We start from the raw sequence: 18,424 nt of genomic DNA, 5'->3' as shown, positions 1-18,424 counted from the left end.
TTTATGCTTAGTAAATATAAATTAAACCAGCTTTACTTCAAAGATACACAATTCGCCAACCTGATGACAAGGCGAATTTTTAACGTGTTGTTAATCGCCAACCCTTATGACGCTTTTATGCTGGAAGATGACGGGCGCATTGATGAGAAGATTTTCAATGAATACACCTCTTTATCTTTGCGTTATCCGCCTCGTTTCTCGCAGGTATCCACAGAGGAGGAAGCATTGGCGCAGTTGGAAAATATGTCGTTCGACCTGGTGATTTGTATGCCGAGCACAGGAGATAATGACAGTTTTGATATTGGTCGTCATATCAAAGAGAAATATGAGCATATTCCTATCGTCATTCTGACTCCTTTTAGCCATGGTATTACCAAACGGATTATCAATGAAGATTTAAGTGCGTTTGAATATGTGTTCTGTTGGTTAGGCAATACCGACCTGTTGGTGTCTATTATCAAATTGATAGAGGACAAGATGAACCTGGAACACGATGTGCAGGAAGTCGGTGTGCAGTTGATTCTTTTGGTGGAGGATGGCATTCGTTTCTATTCTTCTATTTTGCCGAATCTGTATAAGTTCGTGTTGAAGCAGAGTCAGGAGTTCTCTACTGAGGCCTTGAATGCTCACCAGCGTACGCTTCGTATGCGCGGGCGTCCTAAGATTGTACTGGCACGTACGTATCAGGAGGCAATGGAAATTTATCATAAGTATCAGAATAATATATTAGGAGTAATCACCGATGTCCGTTTCCCGAAAGTGGAGCGGGGGGAGAAAGACGGTCTGGCAGGTATCAAGCTGTGTGCCGAGATACGCAAGAACGATCCGTTTGTTCCGTTGATTATCCAGTCGTCCGAATCGGAAAACTCTTCTTATGCCGCTAAGTATGGTGCCAGCTTTATTGATAAGAACTCAAAAAAGATGGACGTTGATTTGCGTCGTATTGTCTCCGATAATTTTGGTTTTGGTGATTTTATATTCCGGAATCCGGATACCGGGGAAGAGATAGCCCGTGTCCGGAATCTGAAAGAATTGCAAAACATTCTTTTTGCCGTGCCTGCGGAGTCTTTCTTATATCATATCAGCCGGAATCACGTGTCGCGTTGGTTCTATTCTCGTGCCATGTTCCCGGTAGCCGAGTTTTTGAAACCGATTACCTGGAATAGTCTTCAAGATGTGGATGCTCACCGGAAAATCATCTTTGAGGCCATCGTGAAGTATCGTAAGATGAAGAACCAGGGAGTCGTGGCAGTGTTTAAGCGAGACCGTTTCGACCGTTATTCTAACTTTGCCCGTATCGGGGATGGTTCTTTAGGAGGAAAAGGGCGTGGACTGGCGTTTATTGATAATATGGTGAAGCGTCATCCGGAATTTGAAGAGTTTGAGAACGCACGTATTGCTATTCCTAAAACGGTGGTGCTTTGTACGGATGTGTTTGATGAATTTATGGACACTAATAATCTGTATCAGATTGCGCTGTCAGATGCGGATGATGCTACGATTCTGAAATATTTTCTGAAGGCAAAGTTGCCTGACCGCTTGGTGGAGGACTTCTTTACTTTCTTCGATGTAGTGAAATCTCCGATTGCCATCCGTTCCTCATCTTTGCTTGAAGATTCTCATTATCAGCCGTTTGCAGGAATCTATAACACGTACATGATTCCTTATCTGGATGATCGGTATGAAATGTTGCGCATGCTTTCGGATGCCATCAAAGGGGTGTATGCATCAGTCTATTTCCGTGACAGCAAAGCGTATATGCAGGCTACTTCGAATGTGATCGATCAGGAAAAGATGGCTGTTATCTTGCAGGAGGTAGTTGGCAATCAATATGGCGACCGTTATTATCCGTCTATGTCGGGTGTGGCCCGTTCACTGAATTATTATCCTTTAGGAGATGAAAAAGCCGAAGAAGGAACGGTTAATCTGGCTTTGGGATTAGGGAAATATATTGTAGACGGTGGTATGACCCTTCGTTTTTCTCCCTATCATCCCAATCAGGTGTTGCAAACCAGTGAAATGGAAATCGCTCTGAAAGAGACCCAGACCCGTTTCTATGCTTTGGATTTAAAAAATGCCGGACATGATTTTTCTATCGACGATGGTTTCAATTTACTGAAACTCCATGTCAAAGAGGCGGAAAACGATGGTGCCCTGCGTTATATTGCCTCTACGTATGATCCGTACGATCAGATTATCCGAGATGGTCTGTATCCTGGGGGGCGCAAGGTGATTACTTTTGCCAATATCCTGCAACATGATGTTTTCCCGTTGGCTCGTATTCTGCAGTTGGTCTTGAAATATGGTGAACAGGAGATGCGCCGTCCGGTTGAAATTGAATTTGCAGCAACGTTAAGTCGCGAACATGATAAATCCGGAACCTTCTATCTGTTACAGATACGTCCTATCGTAGACAGTAAAGAAATGCTGGACGAAGATTTGAACGAGATATCGGATGAAGATGTGATTCTCCGCTCATATAATTCGTTGGGACACGGTATCATGAATGATATTTATGATGTGGTCTATGTAAAGACCGATAATTATAGTGCCTCCAACAATCAGGCAATTGCTTGGGAGATAGAAAAGATCAACCAACAGTTCTTGAATGAAGGAAAGAATTATGTGCTTGTCGGTCCGGGACGTTGGGGAAGCAGCGATACATGGCTCGGTATTCCTGTGAAGTGGCCTCATATCTCGGCTGCCCGTGTGATTGTGGAAGCCGGACTGACCAACTATCGGGTAGATCCCAGTCAAGGAACACATTTCTTTCAGAATCTGACTTCGTTCGGGGTAGGATATTTCACTATCAACGCCTTTATGAATGATGGTGTGTATAATCAGGACTTCCTCAATGCGCAACCTGCGGTGGAAGAAACGAAATATCTTCGTCATGTCCGCTTTGAGAAACCGATGGTGGTCAAGATGGATGGAAAGAAGAAGCAGGGTGTGGTTTTGATGCCGGAAACTTAAGTGACTGTATAATTTATATTATTCACCCGTTATTTCTATATGCCAATGGACTCATGCCAACATATCGTTTAAAGTATTTGCCGAAAAACGATGTGTTGGCAAAATTGAGTGAGTTAGAAATTTCTTGAATGGAAAGATGAGTAGACTTTAATTGTGATTTGGCATCCATGATAACCATGTGTGAAATAATTTCTGCACATGTATTTCCTGTGACTTTTTTCACTGTAGTACAGAGGTGGATATTTGAAATCTTGAGCTTTTCAGCATACCACATAACATTGCGTGTTTGATTATAATTTTGCATTACCAGTTGAGTGAAATTTTTGTAGATTAATTCGCTTTTAGATAGACATTCTTTGCTGCTTTGCATCTGGTTGTTATACATGGCAGCTATTCCTGCGTGTATGTTGTTATATAGGTGTGGAGTAATTCCTTTGCGAGTTGATTCATTAAAAAAAGTATATAATTTTATCAGGAATTGAAAATAGTCAGCTAGTAACTTTGCTCCTTCTGATTTTAATGAAATGACTGGTCGTCCTATCGTTATGAATAAAGTGTTGATGGCTGAAGGTACTAAATTAGCCTGTTCTATATATTTAGATGAGAATCCTCCGAAATAAAGTATCGGTTCACTATTTACACTGTGTATTTGAAGAATGCTTCCGGGCATAATTGTAATGAAATCATTAGCTCGCACCGTAATGCGATTTAGGTTGACTGAAGCTTCGATTTCTCCTTTCATACATAACACGAATATTTCAGCTTTTAACCGACAGGGAAAGTTTGTATATAAATTGAGCAATTCTTTATTGACTCCTGTTCCTATGAGCCATTCTTCTGGCAAATCTATTTTGGGTAATTCTTTCATTATATCATGCTTTTTACTTCGTACAAAGATATATTGATTATTGAAAATAGACTATCTTTCCTTTTTTAAATTATAATTTTGACTTGAAAAATGGTGTTTTAGAAGGTCTTTGGGGTATATTTCTTTAAAAATAGAACAGAAACAAGAAAAATAGACCTTGCGAAGGTGTGAAAATAATGGTTACTTTGCACCTGTGAAATTTTGGTATCTGTGCGATGGTATATCGTGCATATGCTTTTATTAATTAAAAAGAGAATTTAGAAATGAAAAAGAATTTATTTTATTATCTGTTTGTAGTATTGTGTACTGCGACATTGTTTACGTCTTGTAGTGATGACGATGATAATGGTAAGAATGGTGATGATCAAGTTACTGATATAAGTGGTAAATATAAAGGTAGTTTGGTCGTATCCATTGATGGAAGTGCAGCTGATCCTGTCTCTCAAGTGATATCTATTGCTAAATCAGGTGAACAAACATCACAAGTTGTATTGTCTTTGAAGAACTTTTCATTCGCCGGTCGGTTGGTCGGTGATATTGAAGTACCTTGTACGGTAGAAGAAAAAGATGGAGTGCAATCTTTTAGCGGTCAAAAGGACTTGAAGTTTACGACAGAATTTGGTCAGGCATTGGGTACACTTCCTACATCGGTTAATGGAACTGTGAAGAATGGAAAAATTAGTATGAAGATTGGTGTAACAGTTGCGCTTTTAGGACAAACGGTTGATGTTGATTTTGACGGAGATAAGATGTCTGGTAATGAAAGTAGTGAAGCGAAGATTTCTGATTTTGTTATTGATAGTGATTTTATCACAGAACAACCTGTTATTGATGATGAGAATGGAACTATTACTTTTAAGGTTAATGAGGCAGCAACTGATGATGATTTGAAAGCATTAATTCCTACATTTAATATTTCTGATAAAGCTACGGTTTCTCCTGTAAGTGGTGTTGCACAAGATTTCTCTAGTAATAAAGTTGTAATTTATACAGTGACTGCGGAAGATGGGACAATAAAAACTTATAATGCCTCTATTTCGGGATATATTATGAAGTTCTCATTTGAAGAATGGAAGACTGTTGGGACTGATCCTGCCAAACATGAGGAACCACTTCCTAGTGAGGTTTTGGCTTCAAGTGTTCAAGGGGCATCTTTATTGGGTATCTTTGGTTGGTCTGGAGGATTTCCTGTTGAAAAGACTGATGATGCTAAGGATGGGGAATATGCAATCAAATTGGTTACTTTAGATACTCATGAAATTTCATCCTCTTTTGTTCCTGCCTTAACAGCTGGTTCTCTTTTTACTGGCACTTTTAATGCCGGGCCAGCAATGAGTGGAGATCAATTGTCTTGTACAAGGTTTGGTGTTGAGTATAATAAGAAACCGTTAACTTTGAAGGGATGGTATAAATATACTCCCGGGGATAAATATATGAATGGTACAGACAAGAAAAATGTAACCTATCCAGAAGGAACAGATGAATGTGCTATTCAAGGTGTGTTGTATGAAGCTGTTGATGAAGAAGAAAACTCCGTAACTTTAACGGGACATGACATTAATGATTCGAAGTATCGTGTTGCTACAGCAGCTTTATCGGATGGAAGTGCAAAAGCTGATTATACTTATTTTGAATTACCTTTTACATTTTTAGAAGGTAAAGAGTATGATGCTAATAAGAAATATAAGTTGGCAATTATATGTTCATCTAGTAAAGATGGAGATAAGTTTATAGGAGCAGGGGGAAGTACGTTGATTATTGATGCACTTGAAGTTGTTGGAGAATAATATTCAAGTTTGTTGTATATAAAAACGAAGATTTTAGGGATATTTCCTGTATAATAAAAAGGTAACTAATTCTTTGCGAGTTAGTTGCCTTTTTTAGGAATTATAGAATGCGATATTTTTTGAATTTTTAGACTCTGTTCGAAAACGGTTCAGTTTGAAAGTTTCTTTGCAGAATAGCTATCCTAAAAACGATTCATTCCCATATAGACCTGAGTCAAATCTTACTATTCTACCTGCTATAAGTATGCTTCATGCGGCTTGCCGAATATGACTGTGGATGTTTTTTTAAAAGTTTGCTATGTTTTTCGGATCAGTTCGAAAACTTGGGGATTTGATTCAGGATAATCACATTCTTAAAATTGATTCATTTTGGTGCGGAAATGAATTAAACGATGGTTTCCAATAGTTAGTAAAAGATAATCTATTGCAATACTGTATTTAGTTTCCTGTCTTTTATAAATAATAATTAGATATGCACTCTAGTTTGCGTTCCACTTAAGTGGTTCTGTCGTTCGACTTAAGTGGAACGCAAATTTGTTAGGGAACAAAGAAAATAATACTTCCAAGAAGAAGTACTAAAAATAATAATGTGTTAGATTAATCCTTGTAGCTATACATTTAGCCCAAAGCCGTGCAGGATAGATCAATTTTTAGGGATATAGTTGCCCTGTCTCCTAAATCCCCCAAGATTTCAACCAAAGTCATAATAATGAGGCGAATAATAGAGGATAATTCAAAAGTATCCAACTGAAACCAATAAAAGAAGTGGCGAAGAAATCGGTAAACCTGTTCTTCGCCACTTCTTTTGTTTTTAAGATATCTAGTTTATTTAGAACGCATATCCAAACCCAATATTCAAGTAGATAGGATACATCGCAAATGTGATGGTATCAAAGTCTTTCTTAAAGATGTCGTTTAGCCCCCATGTCAGATCTGCATAGACATTAAGGTGCTTGAAAGCTTTCCACTCACCGCCTAATTGAGCTCCCCATTGAAATTTACGTAAGTTGTCTGAAAAATCATAAGTTGCAATACTTTCACCTGTGAAGTCGACACGTTGACCGGTTTCATCAGGTGTGCGTAAATGTCCTTTATATACATGTCCGGAGAAGTTGCCTTCAGTCATATAAGAGACATAAGGACCAAGTGATACTTTCCAACGGTCACTTATCTTATAATTAGCCAATACAGGAATGGTGAGATATGAATTTTTCACTTTTGTTTTTACACCACCAGTCCAAAGACCTTGTAGCTCGCCACCATTAGTGTTGATGATCTTCATACCATAATTTTTTACGGTAGCTTCGGTAGTCATCGTTTTATTCTCAAGACGTATACCTGCGGTCATTCCCCATTTTTTGTCTTTGCCGAACCATTTTGTGGTATTTCCCTCAATAGCGATAGCTATGTTTGGCGTATAGCTATCAATACTACGTATTTCTTTAGGTAGGGGAAGAGGAGAAGTACCTCCAATGCTCAATCCAGCTTTGATACTATACTCCCATCCATGTAAATATGAGTAGATAAGAGCTTTGTTACGTTCGTTTTGGGCATATGCTACATGTGAAAAAAGTATTGCGAGGAATATGATTCCTGCTACTTTATTATATATTATTTTCTTCATTATCTTATCGATTGATTGGGTTTATTATTGATTTGCAGGATATTCACTCGGGTTAGAAGTATGGGTAATCACTACTTTGTCTATATGAAGTGTACTACCTACGGCTCCCTCAAATTTTGCACCGTCTACACTAGAAGAGAATACAATGGCAAGTTTGTAGATACCTTTCTCTAGCTTGTTAGAGTCAATAGATTTGCCATTCTGTGGTTTGAAATTAAAACTGAATTGTTTCCAACTATCTGTTTCAGGAAGTGCATCAAGATTTCGTGCCAAGGCTACAATATTGGGTGAAGTGAGTGAAGTAGAGCCATCGAGAAATTGTACATTATCATCTGTTTCATACAATACTCCGTAGATATCACATTTATCTTTTTTTCCTTCTATAATTTCTCCTTTTGATGAGAAGTTGGCACCTGCTTTATATTTATACCATCCTTCCAACTTCAGCGGATAGTAGAAGAATGGAAAGCCAAAGTGAGTGGCTTTCATGGCATTGCTTAAGGCCTGTCCCACTTCAAACGAACCGATGAACAAGTTTCCTGCAGCAATATACATTTTTACCATGCTTCCGAAGCTGCCTGTGTCTTTTGTTTCCAGTTTTACACATTTACCACCATCAACTCCTCCATTGACCTGTACTGTGGGATAGTCTTCCGGTGTTTTTGCCATTTTAGTTAGTTCGAATCCTGGATTTCCACTAGCTAATTCTAATCGACGGATTATAGTCCCCGAAGAAGGATTGTCTTCGGTAAACTTGTGATAAGGATTGTCTGAACTTAAAGTTTCAAAATCATATGTAAAAGGCATTTCTGTTTGCCAAAGTCTGATTGTATAGGTCGCAGAAAAAGCATTGTCCTCTGATGTAACTTTAAATAGCCTAGGGTTTTCGTCTTTAAAATTATAAGTATTAACCCCGTCTTCGGGTAATTGTTCTACAGGTGCTATGGAAGCGCCAGTAGGGAGATCGAAGTTAATGTTTATTTTAGATGGATCGGCAGCTCTTGATACATACAGCTGGACGGTGAATTCGTTTGGATCAATCAAACATTGTTGGATATCGTTTCCACTGCATCCATCTATAGCTGCTTCAACATTTTGAGCTTCATCTTGAATGCAGGAAGCAACTGCCAGACATAATATCATTCCGGCGAATAAATTTTTTAGTTTCATCAGTCTGTTATAAATATTAATGGGTTATACTGGGGACAAAGATAGTTAAAAGAGTTGAATCGCTATTTCTGTAGAATGTTAAAAGAAAATTCGAGGTTGGCGGTAATACTATACAAAAGAGAGAGGAAAGGAATGATTAAATATCCAATTAATAGGCTCTTATATTTAGAATTTTCCCTTTTCTAAGTTTCGTATCTTTTCATCGTATTTGGCTTGTATTTGGTCTTTTTTGGGGGCACTTTTTCTTCTTGGGGATTTAACATACTCTGTGCAGTCAGATCTTGTGTATTTAAGTGCCGTTTTGAATTAAATTTTAGGTTGATTGCCTTGATTATTACAGGAGAGAACAAATGTCGGACAAATGAAGTAGAAGAATCAGCTGGAGAAGTACAAGAGTTGAACAAAAGAGGTACTTGTACTGCTGTAATAAAGTACATGGAACAGATGAAAGAAGTACTTAAAATCTGCTTTTTCAGTACTAAAACGCCCCGTGTGCCCACACCATATATTCACTAGCCCCACGGCATATATCTACTGAACCCATGGCATATATTTCCCATACGCCGGACATAACACTTGGAAATAGAGGCTCTATTCTAAGGAAGCAGAGCCTCTGATCAGTAATAATAGAGGCTGTATTTTCCCGTAATAGACTCTCTAATTTTGCATAAGCACAGAGGCTGAAAGCAAAATGGAGTGATTTCAGGGGCGCTTTCAGTCGAAAGTCCGATGGATAAGCACTTATACGAGAAAACTGAAAGCTGAAACCGAAATATTTATTGTTTATTTCAAAGACATTCAAATCATAGATAATTCATTTGTAAGAATAGCAAATTTACCTGATATTGTTAACAAAGTTCTTAATTATTTTACTATATAAGTGTGAAAAGATAAAGCGCTGTTATACAACAAGATGTGCCACCTGTTTTTTCCTTTAAAACAAATGCCCCGTTTCATTTAAAGGAACGGGACGTTTCTCGGTGTGCATCGGGGCGTTCCTTTAAAAGGAACGGTGACCCGGTTTTAGCTTATGGACAAAATATAAATATATCTTCTTTTATTCATTCCGAATTTTGCTCATAACGCGGAAGAACACAATGAAGATATAGGACTCTACTTCAACTAAGTAGCCAAATATGTGTTAAATCTCCAAGAATAATGACTGAACCTTTTTTTATTGATATTATAAATAAGTTATTCCCTCTTTGCATTCCTGGGCTGTTTTATAACAAATCTAACTTCCTTGTTATAATCAGCTTGTACTGTTGTTTCATTTCTTGGGGCAAGAAAGAAATATCTATAAACTCCAGCCACTTGTCGGTAACCTTTATGAATTTAGAAAATAGATTGTCCATGATCTTTTTCTCCAAACTACAACCATTCATTGCAACTTCAAAATCAGAACGCTTGATTTTGCGTCTTTTACCGTTTAGTGTCAAAGCCAATTCTTCGGTGTCCTCCGGCATGAGGAGTGCCGTAGAGAGCATGTCATATCCCGGGGGCATCGAATAATAGCCTTTACGCTGACTATAATTTTCCAGCTTTTCTCGGCAATATCCAAGAGTCAGCCTTCGGGAATGAGACCGTCAAAGAATGGGAATAATATTAGACTTGTATATGGCTTTTCAGAGATTGACAATGTGAGACTGACAGGTTTGGCATCGCTGGATTTAATGTAGGCTGCATCATATTGAAAGGTGTAGCCATTTTCATCTTCTGTAAGCAGTTCTGCCAACTGGTCTTGGTTGTATATGTGTGCTTGTCTCATAGCTTGTTGAGTTTACTTATTGGTACAACCCCCACTTCCATTCCAAAGAGACTAAGCACTTGATTTACTTTATCAAGACGCAAAGTTTGTTTTCCCTGCTCAAGTTCGCGCACAAAGCGCAACCCAACTCCTGATTTTTCAGAGAGTTCTACTTGGGTCAAGTTATGTTCTTTACGCATTAGCTTTACGTATTCTGATAATGATTTATCGTTCATATTATACCCTTTAGGGTATAAATCTGGTTGTGGATTTATGGATTATACCTTATAGGGTATAAGAAAACTGGTACTCTTTCTTCAGGAAGAAGGAGTACCAGTAGAGGAAAGTGATAGCAGATTACTCTTTCAAAGCCTCTTGCAAATCAATTCCCAATGCCTTGGCAACTCCTGTTCCGTATGCGGGATCAGCTTTGTAGCAGTTGCGTACATGACGTTGTTTGATAAATAGTTCAGCGTCTCCCATAGCACGAGCTGTATTTTCGAACAATAATTGTTGTTCTTCAGCTGGCATCAGTCGGAATAGGTCACCCGGTTGGCTATAATAGTCGTCATCATATTCCCGTTCATTGTAGTTGTAAACTTCACCGGTAACTTTGAGAGGCGGTTCTTTCATAGTAGGAGAATCCTGCCATTCGCCGTAACTGTTTGGTTCATAACCTTTAGTGTCACCGTAGTTTCCGTCTACGCGCATAGCACCGTCACGATGATAGGCGTGGAAAGGACAACGAGGTTTGTTGACCGGGATTTGTTCGGCATTCACTCCAAGACGATAACGTTGTGCGTCACCGTACGAGAACAAACGTCCCTGCAACATTTTGTCGGGAGACAGACCGATACCATCTACTATATTCATCGGGTTGAAAGCAGCCTGTTCCACTTCGGCGAAATAGTTTTCCGGGTTGCGGTTCAGTTCAAGGATACCGACATCTTGCAGAGGAAAATCTTTGTGCGGCCATACTTTAGTCAAGTCAAACGGGTTGATGCGATAATTGTCCGCTTCTTCTTCCGTCATTAACTGAATCTGGAATAACCATTTCGGATAATCGCCCTTTTCGATGCTCTCGAAGAGATCACGCTGATGAGATTCACGGTCTTTAGCAACAATTGCTTCCGCTTCCTGGTCAGTCAGATTCTTGATCCCCTGCAAGGTGCGCAGATGGAACTTGACCCAGATACGCTGATTTTCTGCATTGATAAAACTATAAGTATGACTGCCGAATCCGTGCATGTGGCGATATGAATAAGGAATACCACGCGGACTCATGGTGATAGTCACCTGATGCAATGCCTCCGGCAAAAGTGTCCAGAAGTCCCAGTTACTGTTCGGGCTACGCATATTCGTTTTCGGATCTCGTTTGATAGCATGGTTCAGATCCGGGAATTTAAGTGGATCACGTAAGAAGAATACGGGAGTATTGTTACCAACCAAGTCCCAATTACCTTCTTCCGTGTAAAATTTCATGGCAAAACCACGGATGTCACGTTCTGCATCGGCAGCTCCACGTTCTCCGGCTACGGTGGAGAAACGGACAAAACATTCTGTTTGTTTTCCGACTTTACTGAAAATGGCGGCACGGGTGTACTTTGTGATGTCGTGAGTGACGGTAAAAGTGCCGTATGCTCCTGAACCTTTAGCGTGCATACGTCTTTCCGGAATCACTTCACGATCAAAATGGGCAAGCTTCTCAATGAGCCAGGGATCTTGTAACATGACAGGCCCGCGTTGACCTGCGGTTTGCGAATTTTGATTGTCGGCGATAGGGCGACCGTTCGCAGCAGTGAGTTTTTTCTTTTCCATAAATGGATTTTTTAGTCGGATACAAGTATAAACAGACTGTCGCCTTTTTATTCTTTTATCCGGGGTTTATAATATGTAACAAAGATAGGCTTCTTTTGCTTGCTTGTCAAACAGATAATTTCTATCTAAAGATAGATAATAACTATGAATTATGTACGTATTGCCTGTTATTTTTTTGCATAAAAAAAACTCCCGCACTTCCTTTCGGAAGGCGGGAGTCTTTAAATAAACTATAGCTTATATATCTTTCGCTGATTATACGATACCTTGTGCCATCATTGCTTTAGCAACCTTCATGAATCCGGCTACGTTAGCACCCTTCACATAGTTTACGTATCCGTCAGCTTCTGTACCATATTGAACGCAAGCTTCGTGGATATTTTTCATAATGCTTTTCAGCTTTTCGTCTACTTCTTCAGCACTCCAGCTCAATTTGATAGAGTTCTGAGTCATTTCAAGACCTGATACTGATACACCACCGGCGTTAGCAGCTTTACCCGGAGCGTAAAGGATCTTAGCGTCCTGGAATACTTTGATAGCTTCCGGAGTAGAAGGCATGTTAGCTCCTTCAGATACAGCGATACAACCGTTTGCTACCAGCTGACGAGCGTGGTCGCCATTCAATTCGTTTTGAGTTGCAGAAGGAAGAGCGATATCACATTTTTCACCCCAAGGTTTAGCTCCTTCTACATATTTGCAACCATATTTTTCTGCGTATTCACGGATACGGCCACGGTACAGATTCTTCAGTTCCATGATGTAATCCAGTTTTTCGCGGTCGATACCATCCGGATCGTAGATATAACCGTCAGAGTCAGAGCAAGTAACTACTTTACCACCCAGTTCGATTACTTTTTCGATTGTATATTGAGCAACGTTACCGGAACCGGAAACCAGACAAACTTTACCTTTCAGGTCAGTGCCTTTTGTTTTCAGCATTTCCATCAGGAAGTAGATGTTACCATAACCGGTAGCTTCCGGACGAATCAGTGAACCACCGAATTCGCGGCCTTTACCTGTGAATGTTCCGGTAAATTCATGAGCCAGTTTTTTGTACATACCAAACATGAAACCTACTTCACGGCCACCAACACCGATGTCACCGGCAGGAACATCGGTTTCAGGACCGATGTGACGCCACAGTTCCAGCATGAATGCCTGTACAAAGCGCATTACTTCGGCATTTGACTTTCCACGAGGAGAGAAGTCGGAACCACCTTTACCACCACCCATCGGCAGAGTAGTCAGTGAGTTTTTGAATGTTTGTTCAAAGGCAAGGAACTTCAAGATAGAAAGGTTTACAGATGCGTGGAAACGGATACCGCCTTTGTAAGGACCGATCGCGTTGTTGTGCTGAACACGGTAACCCATGTTGGTCTGAATATTACCTTTATCATCCATCCAAGTCACGCGGAACTGATATACTCTATCAGGAATACACAAACGTTCGATCAAGTTTACTTTATCAAACTCCGGGTGTTTGTTGTATTCTTCTTCAATAGTAGAAAGTACTTCTTCTACTGCCTGATGATACTCCGGTTCATTGGGAAATCTTCTTTTCAGATCGTCTAATACCTTTGCTGCATTCATAATCTTTTTTTCTTTAATTGGTTGATATAAAAATAATGTGCTAATTTGACAATTTGCTAATGTGCCGCTTGACTGTGTGCTTTCGTATTATATAGCAATTTACACACTTGCATATGGGTACATCGGATTTTTATTTTCGGTTGCAAAAGTAAAGATAAAAATTGAACTGGCAAACATTTTATAAAGAAAAATGCGATAAAACATCAAAATTGATATTTTATCGCATTAAAAATAGGAAAAAAGATATTTATTTGTTCTTTTTGATCGACTTATAAACAGGAATAAATACTAATGCTGCCGAAATGACAAGCATTACTATCGTCATCCCGTCAATTCGTTCGGCTTTCGTCAGAACTAAATAGCAAAGCGCCAACCAAAGCAGGCTGATACAAACTATTTGTGATTTGGATAACGGACGCTTCATTTAACTCCTCTTTTCTTTTTGTCAACAATGGCATCGATCACGGCTACGGCTGTGATATTCACAATGTCACGGACAGAACTTTCGAAATCGGTGAAGTGGATAGGTTTGTTCAATCCCATCTGGATAGGGCCGATGAATTCTGTATCCGGGTCCATTGCCTGCAACAGTTTGTAACCGGCGTTTGCTGAACTTAGATTCGGGAAAATCAATGTATTTACGTCTTTACCTTTCAGGCGGGTAAACGGATATTTGGTATCACGCAATTCGCGGTTCATGGCAAAATTTACCTGCATTTCACCGTCGATAGCCAATTCCGGATATTCTTCCTGCATGTGAGCAACTGCTTCGTGCACTTTCACTGGGCTACCTGCGGTGTCAGCGCCGAAGTTAGAGTATGACAACATAGAGATAACCGGTGTGTGATTGAAGAAACGAACTGTTTTGTCGGACAGTTTGGCGATATCAATCAATGTTTCCGTATCGGGATGACGGTTAATCAATGTGTCTGCCAGGAAGTAAGTACCTTTCTTGGAGTTCAGGATATGCATGGTACCGAAGTGTTTGAAGCCCGGTTGGATGCCGATCACTTCTTTTGCCACTTTGATCGTATTGCTATATCTTGTATAAAGTCCGGTGATGAATGCGTCTGCATCTCCTGTTTCCACCATCATCATACCGAAGTAGTTGCGTTCGAACATCTTGTCGTTGGCTTCTTCGTAGGTAAATCCTTCGCGTGCACGTTTTTCTGCAAGGATGCGGGAGTAACGCTCGCGACGGTCTGATTCGTCCGGGTGACGAAGATTGACGATTTCAATACCTTCCAGACTAAGCTCCATTTCTTCTGCCAGTTTTCCGATAGCTTCGTCGTTTCCTAATAAGATAGGATGACAGATACCTTCGGCTTTTGCTTCAACGGCAGCTTTCAGCATATTCGGGTGGATACCTTCGGCAAATACGACACGTTGCGGTGAGCGGCGGGCAGTATCATACAGTTGGCGGGTCAGTTTGGATTCGTAGCCCATCAATTCGCGCAGGTGAACACAGTAAGCGTCCCAGTCTTTGATTTCTGTGCGAGCCACTCCGCTTTCCATAGCAGCTTTTGCCACTGCGCAGGAAACTTCGGTGATGAGGCGTGGATCTACCGGTTTCGGGATAAAGTATTCCGCACCGAAAGAAAGGTTGTTTACGTGGTAGGCTGCGTTGACTACATCAGGCACCGGCTGTTTTGCCAGGTTGGCAATGGCGTGTACGGCCGCAATTTTCATTTCTTCGTTGATTGCTTTAGCTTGAGTGTCCAAAGCACCGCGGAAGATATATGGGAAACCGATTACATTATTAATCTGGTTCGGATAGTCGGAACGTCCGGTAGCCATCAGTACGTCAGGACGTGCTGCCATGGCATCTTCGTAAGAGATTTCCGGTGTCGGGTTGGCCAATGCGAATACGATGGGCATCGGAGCCATGCTGCGTACCATATCTTGACTCAACACATTTCCTTTTGACAGGCCGAGGAATACATCCGCGCCCTTGATTGCTTCTTCCAGTGTGTGGATATCTGTGCGGTCAGTTGCAAAATATCTTTTCTGTTCGTTCAGATCGGTACGTGTCTTGCTGATAACGCCTTTACTATCCAGCATGACAATATTTTCGAGGCGAGCGCCCAAAGATACATATAATTTAGTACAAGATACTGCGGATGCACCGGCACCGTTCACGACGATTTTCACATCCTCGATTTTCTTTCCTGCCACCTGCAAGGCATTTACCAAACCGGCGCTGGAGATAATAGCAGTACCGTGCTGGTCGTCGTGCATTACAGGAATGTCTAATTCTTCTTTCAGGCGACGTTCGATTTCAAAACATTCGGGCGCCTTGATGTCTTCCAGATTGATACCTCCAAAGGTAGGAGCGATTGCTTTCACTGCCGCAATGAATTTCTCCGGATCTTTCTCGTCTACTTCGATGTCGAAAACGTCGATACCGGCATAGATTTTGAAAAGCAGCCCTTTACCTTCCATTACAGGTTTGCCGCTTAATGCGCCTATATCGCCCAGTCCGAGTACGGCTGTACCGTTAGAAATAACAGCTACAAGATTTCCTTTAGCTGTATACTTGTATGCATCCTGCGGGTTCTTCTCAATTTCGAGACAAGGTTCTGCTACACCGGGGGAATATGCGAGTGATAAGTCGGTTTGAGTACTATAAGGTTTGGTAGGCACTACCTCAATCTTGCCGGGTTTGCCCTGTGAGTGATAGAGCAAAGCGGCTTCTTTCGTTATTTTAGCCATGGTATATATGTAATTTGTTAATAAGTTATCAATTGGCTGCAAATGTAGGAATAAAAGTTAGAAATTGTTGCTGTTGATTGGTAATTTCTATTAATTTTATAGCAAAATGGCTGAATTTATGATATGAGATACATAGGATATGCATTTATATCCTATTCTTTTTTAAAAGCTTAGATATTGATTTATTGAAATTTTAACAAGCGCTTTGGTTGTCGGCTTTAGTTATTTCGTTATTTTTGAGTCCATATATGATTTAACCTTATTTGATGATGATTACCACCCAACAACTTCAATTATTGAAGGAAGGAAATAAAAAAGCTTTTGAAGCGTTGTATCGTGCATACAATGCTCGCATTTACAGTTTTGTCCTTTCTATGATAGGCGATGCCGGGGTGGCAAAGGATATTACACAGGATATCTTTCTCCAAATCTGGGAGAAACGGCTCAATATTGATTTGGAAGGTAATTTTGACGGTTATCTTTTTAAGATATCCCAAAATATGGTATACCATTACGTAAGGCGCGAACTCCTGCTTCAAAATTATGTGGATAAACTATCCAATGAATCGGCTGACGAATCCGTAGAGATAGATGAAGAGTTGGATTATTTATTTTTAGAAGAATATATCCTGAAACTTTTGGAAGAACTGCCTCCTGCCCGTCGGGAAGTTTTTATGCTCTACTGGAAATCCGGGCTGAACTATCGTGAGATAGCTGAACAGTTGGATATATCCGAAAAGACTGTTGCTACACAGGTACATCGTTCTTTGGATTTCCTGCGTGACAAACTGGGGACGATTGCCTTTTCTGTTTCTCTCTTCCTACACCATATTTAATGCTTAATGTTTAATAAAAGTTAATATCTAACTTGTCTTTATTTTCTTGTAGTCCTTTTCTGTCTCTCAAGGCTAGTATATATAGAACAGGAAAATTATGGAGCAACACGATTACATAGTACTATTGGAAAAATTCTTCAAGAAGGAGGCCTCTTCTGAAGAAAGAAGGATACTCATTGAATGGATTCGCAAACCGGGGATTCGTGATGAGTTTAATTCGCTTTGCGAGCAGATGTGGAAAGAAGCAGCTGTCGAAATAGATAAGACAGTGGAAGAAGAAATGTGGAATCATCTGCAGCGGAATTTGGATGAACCCAAAATTCTGTATCCGAAGAAGCGGCGTTGGCAACCTATTATATATAAGGTGGCGGCCACTATATTATTACCGGTTTGTTTGGGGCTGGCCACTTATTTCGGAGTAGGACATATAAATAAGGTATCGCAGGATCCTTTCATGGTTGCAGTAGATTACGGGCAGAAAGCGAACCTGACTTTACCTGATGGAACGAAAGTCTGGTTGAATTCGGCTACTCATCTTTCTTATGATGCGGAGTATAACAAATCCGACCGAAAGATTTATTTAGACGGAGAAGCCTATTTTGAGGTGGCAAAGAACAAAGACAAGCGCTTTATCGTCTGTTGCAATGATTTGGAGATAGAAGCGTTGGGAACAACCTTTGATGTGAAGGGATATGGCGACGATCTTTCCGTCACGACACTGCTGGCGGAAGGAAGTGTCAGGGTTTCTAATAAAACGAATACCACATTGTTGAAACCCGGAGAAAAGGTAGAGTATCATAAGAATAAGCAGACATTTACTAAATCGCCCATCTCGGATCTGCGTGAAATCGACTTTTGGCGGAACAATATGTTGATTTTTAATTCAGCGTCTTTGGCAGAGATCGCGACCACGTTGGAGCGGATGTACGGGGTGAAAGTCGTGTTTGACTCGGAGAAGCTGAAGAATGTGCCGTTTTCCGGAACCATCCGGAACAGCAGTTTGCATAATGTATTTTACATTATAAGCCTTACTTATCCTTTGACTTATAAGTTAGAAGGAGATACGGTGAAAATAGGAAGTAGTATTAACTAAAAAAGGACGATTTATGGAAGACACCTCATAATAAAACAAAGAGGGTAGAATTATGTAGCAGCATAATTCCACCCTGAAATTAAATACGGTTTATACATGATAGTAAAAAAGAAATTTTTCCTTATGCGGATAAGGGAAAGGGAATCCTTTTTGCATCACGATTTCACAAAGATAATAAAAAGTCTGATTTTCAGACTTATATTTTA

General features: G+C 40.1%; 13 protein-coding genes and 1 pseudogene. 4 read left to right on the top strand and 10 right to left on the bottom strand.

The features are described 5' to 3' along the window. Positions 1-3 precede the first annotated feature (3 nt). Positions 4-2,973 (top strand): PEP/pyruvate-binding domain-containing protein, encoded by a 2,970-nt coding sequence (locus LPH68_RS20295; RefSeq protein WP_009038720.1) that lies wholly within the window; start codon positions 4-6, stop codon positions 2,971-2,973. A gap of 22 nt (positions 2,974-2,995) precedes the next feature. Here LPH68_RS20295 and LPH68_RS20290 read toward each other — a convergent pair whose 3' ends face one another. Then, the gene (locus LPH68_RS20290) at positions 2,996-3,841 is read right to left on the bottom strand and encodes an AraC family transcriptional regulator (protein ID WP_008641205.1); all 846 of its coding nucleotides are present in this window, start codon (positions 3,839-3,841) and stop codon (positions 2,996-2,998) included. Positions 3,842-4,104: 263 nt separating this feature from the next. Between LPH68_RS20290 and LPH68_RS20285 the strand changes: the two genes are divergently transcribed. Continuing rightward, complete coding sequence (locus LPH68_RS20285; RefSeq protein WP_230297106.1) at positions 4,105-5,628, top strand: PCMD domain-containing protein; 1,524 nt, start codon at positions 4,105-4,107, stop codon at positions 5,626-5,628. 829 nt (positions 5,629-6,457) lie between these two features. On the opposite strand, the gene LPH68_RS20280 is transcribed toward LPH68_RS20285, so the two are convergent. The 9 genes and pseudogenes from LPH68_RS20280 to LPH68_RS20240 all read right to left on the bottom strand — a co-directional run bounded on the left by LPH68_RS20280 (position 6,458) and on the right by LPH68_RS20240 (position 16,289). Then, positions 6,458-7,252, bottom strand: a complete 795-nt coding sequence (locus LPH68_RS20280) for a porin family protein (protein WP_008641209.1) — start codon at positions 7,250-7,252, stop codon at positions 6,458-6,460. A 24-nt stretch (positions 7,253-7,276) separates the two neighbouring features. Then, a complete protein-coding gene (locus LPH68_RS20275) occupies positions 7,277-8,422 on the bottom strand; it encodes a PCMD domain-containing protein (RefSeq protein WP_032841852.1) in 1,146 nt (381 codons plus the stop codon). A gap of 1,223 nt (positions 8,423-9,645) precedes the next feature. After that, entirely contained in the window at positions 9,646-9,927 is a 282-nt protein-coding gene (locus LPH68_RS20270) for a hypothetical protein (RefSeq protein ID WP_008641213.1), read from the bottom strand. Between the two features lie 62 nt (positions 9,928-9,989). Continuing rightward, positions 9,990-10,190 (bottom strand): annotated as a pseudogene (locus LPH68_RS20265) (HipA N-terminal domain-containing protein); the annotation flags it as partial. Continuing rightward, positions 10,187-10,405 (bottom strand): helix-turn-helix transcriptional regulator, encoded by a 219-nt coding sequence (locus LPH68_RS20260; protein ID WP_008641217.1) that lies wholly within the window; start codon positions 10,403-10,405, stop codon positions 10,187-10,189. The gene LPH68_RS20260 and the pseudogene LPH68_RS20265, both read right to left, overlap by 4 nt. Before the next feature lie 121 nt (positions 10,406-10,526). Then, the gene (locus LPH68_RS20255) at positions 10,527-11,987 is read right to left on the bottom strand and encodes a catalase (protein WP_008641219.1); all 1,461 of its coding nucleotides are present in this window, start codon (positions 11,985-11,987) and stop codon (positions 10,527-10,529) included. A 255-nt stretch (positions 11,988-12,242) separates the two neighbouring features. Then, positions 12,243-13,577, bottom strand: coding sequence for an NADP-specific glutamate dehydrogenase (locus LPH68_RS20250; RefSeq protein ID WP_004317274.1), 1,335 nt, complete (start codon positions 13,575-13,577; stop codon positions 12,243-12,245). Positions 13,578-13,824: 247 nt separating this feature from the next. Then, positions 13,825-14,001, bottom strand: coding sequence for a hypothetical protein (locus LPH68_RS20245; protein ID WP_004317275.1), 177 nt, complete (start codon positions 13,999-14,001; stop codon positions 13,825-13,827). Further along, positions 13,998-16,289: an NADP-dependent malic enzyme gene (locus LPH68_RS20240; protein ID WP_004317276.1), complete on the bottom strand. Its 2,292-nt coding sequence runs from the start codon at positions 16,287-16,289 to the stop codon at positions 13,998-14,000. Before LPH68_RS20240 ends, LPH68_RS20245 begins: the two co-directional genes overlap by 4 nt. A gap of 269 nt (positions 16,290-16,558) precedes the next feature. Between LPH68_RS20240 and LPH68_RS20235 the strand changes: the two genes are divergently transcribed. Both LPH68_RS20235 and LPH68_RS20230 read left to right on the top strand, forming a co-directional pair. Then, on the top strand, positions 16,559-17,125 hold the full coding sequence (locus tag LPH68_RS20235) for an RNA polymerase sigma factor (protein ID WP_008641230.1): 567 nt from the start codon (positions 16,559-16,561) through the stop codon (positions 17,123-17,125). 97 nt (positions 17,126-17,222) lie between these two features. Then, positions 17,223-18,218, top strand: coding sequence for a FecR family protein (locus LPH68_RS20230; RefSeq protein WP_004317279.1), 996 nt, complete (start codon positions 17,223-17,225; stop codon positions 18,216-18,218). Positions 18,219-18,424: the final 206 nt, after the last annotated feature.

This window comes from Bacteroides sp. 1_1_30 (assembly GCF_020982715.1).
GTDB classification, from domain to species: domain Bacteria; phylum Bacteroidota; class Bacteroidia; order Bacteroidales; family Bacteroidaceae; genus Bacteroides; species Bacteroides xylanisolvens.
Note: the sequence above shows the minus strand (reverse complement) of the source record. Positions and strands in the feature narration are given on the sequence as shown.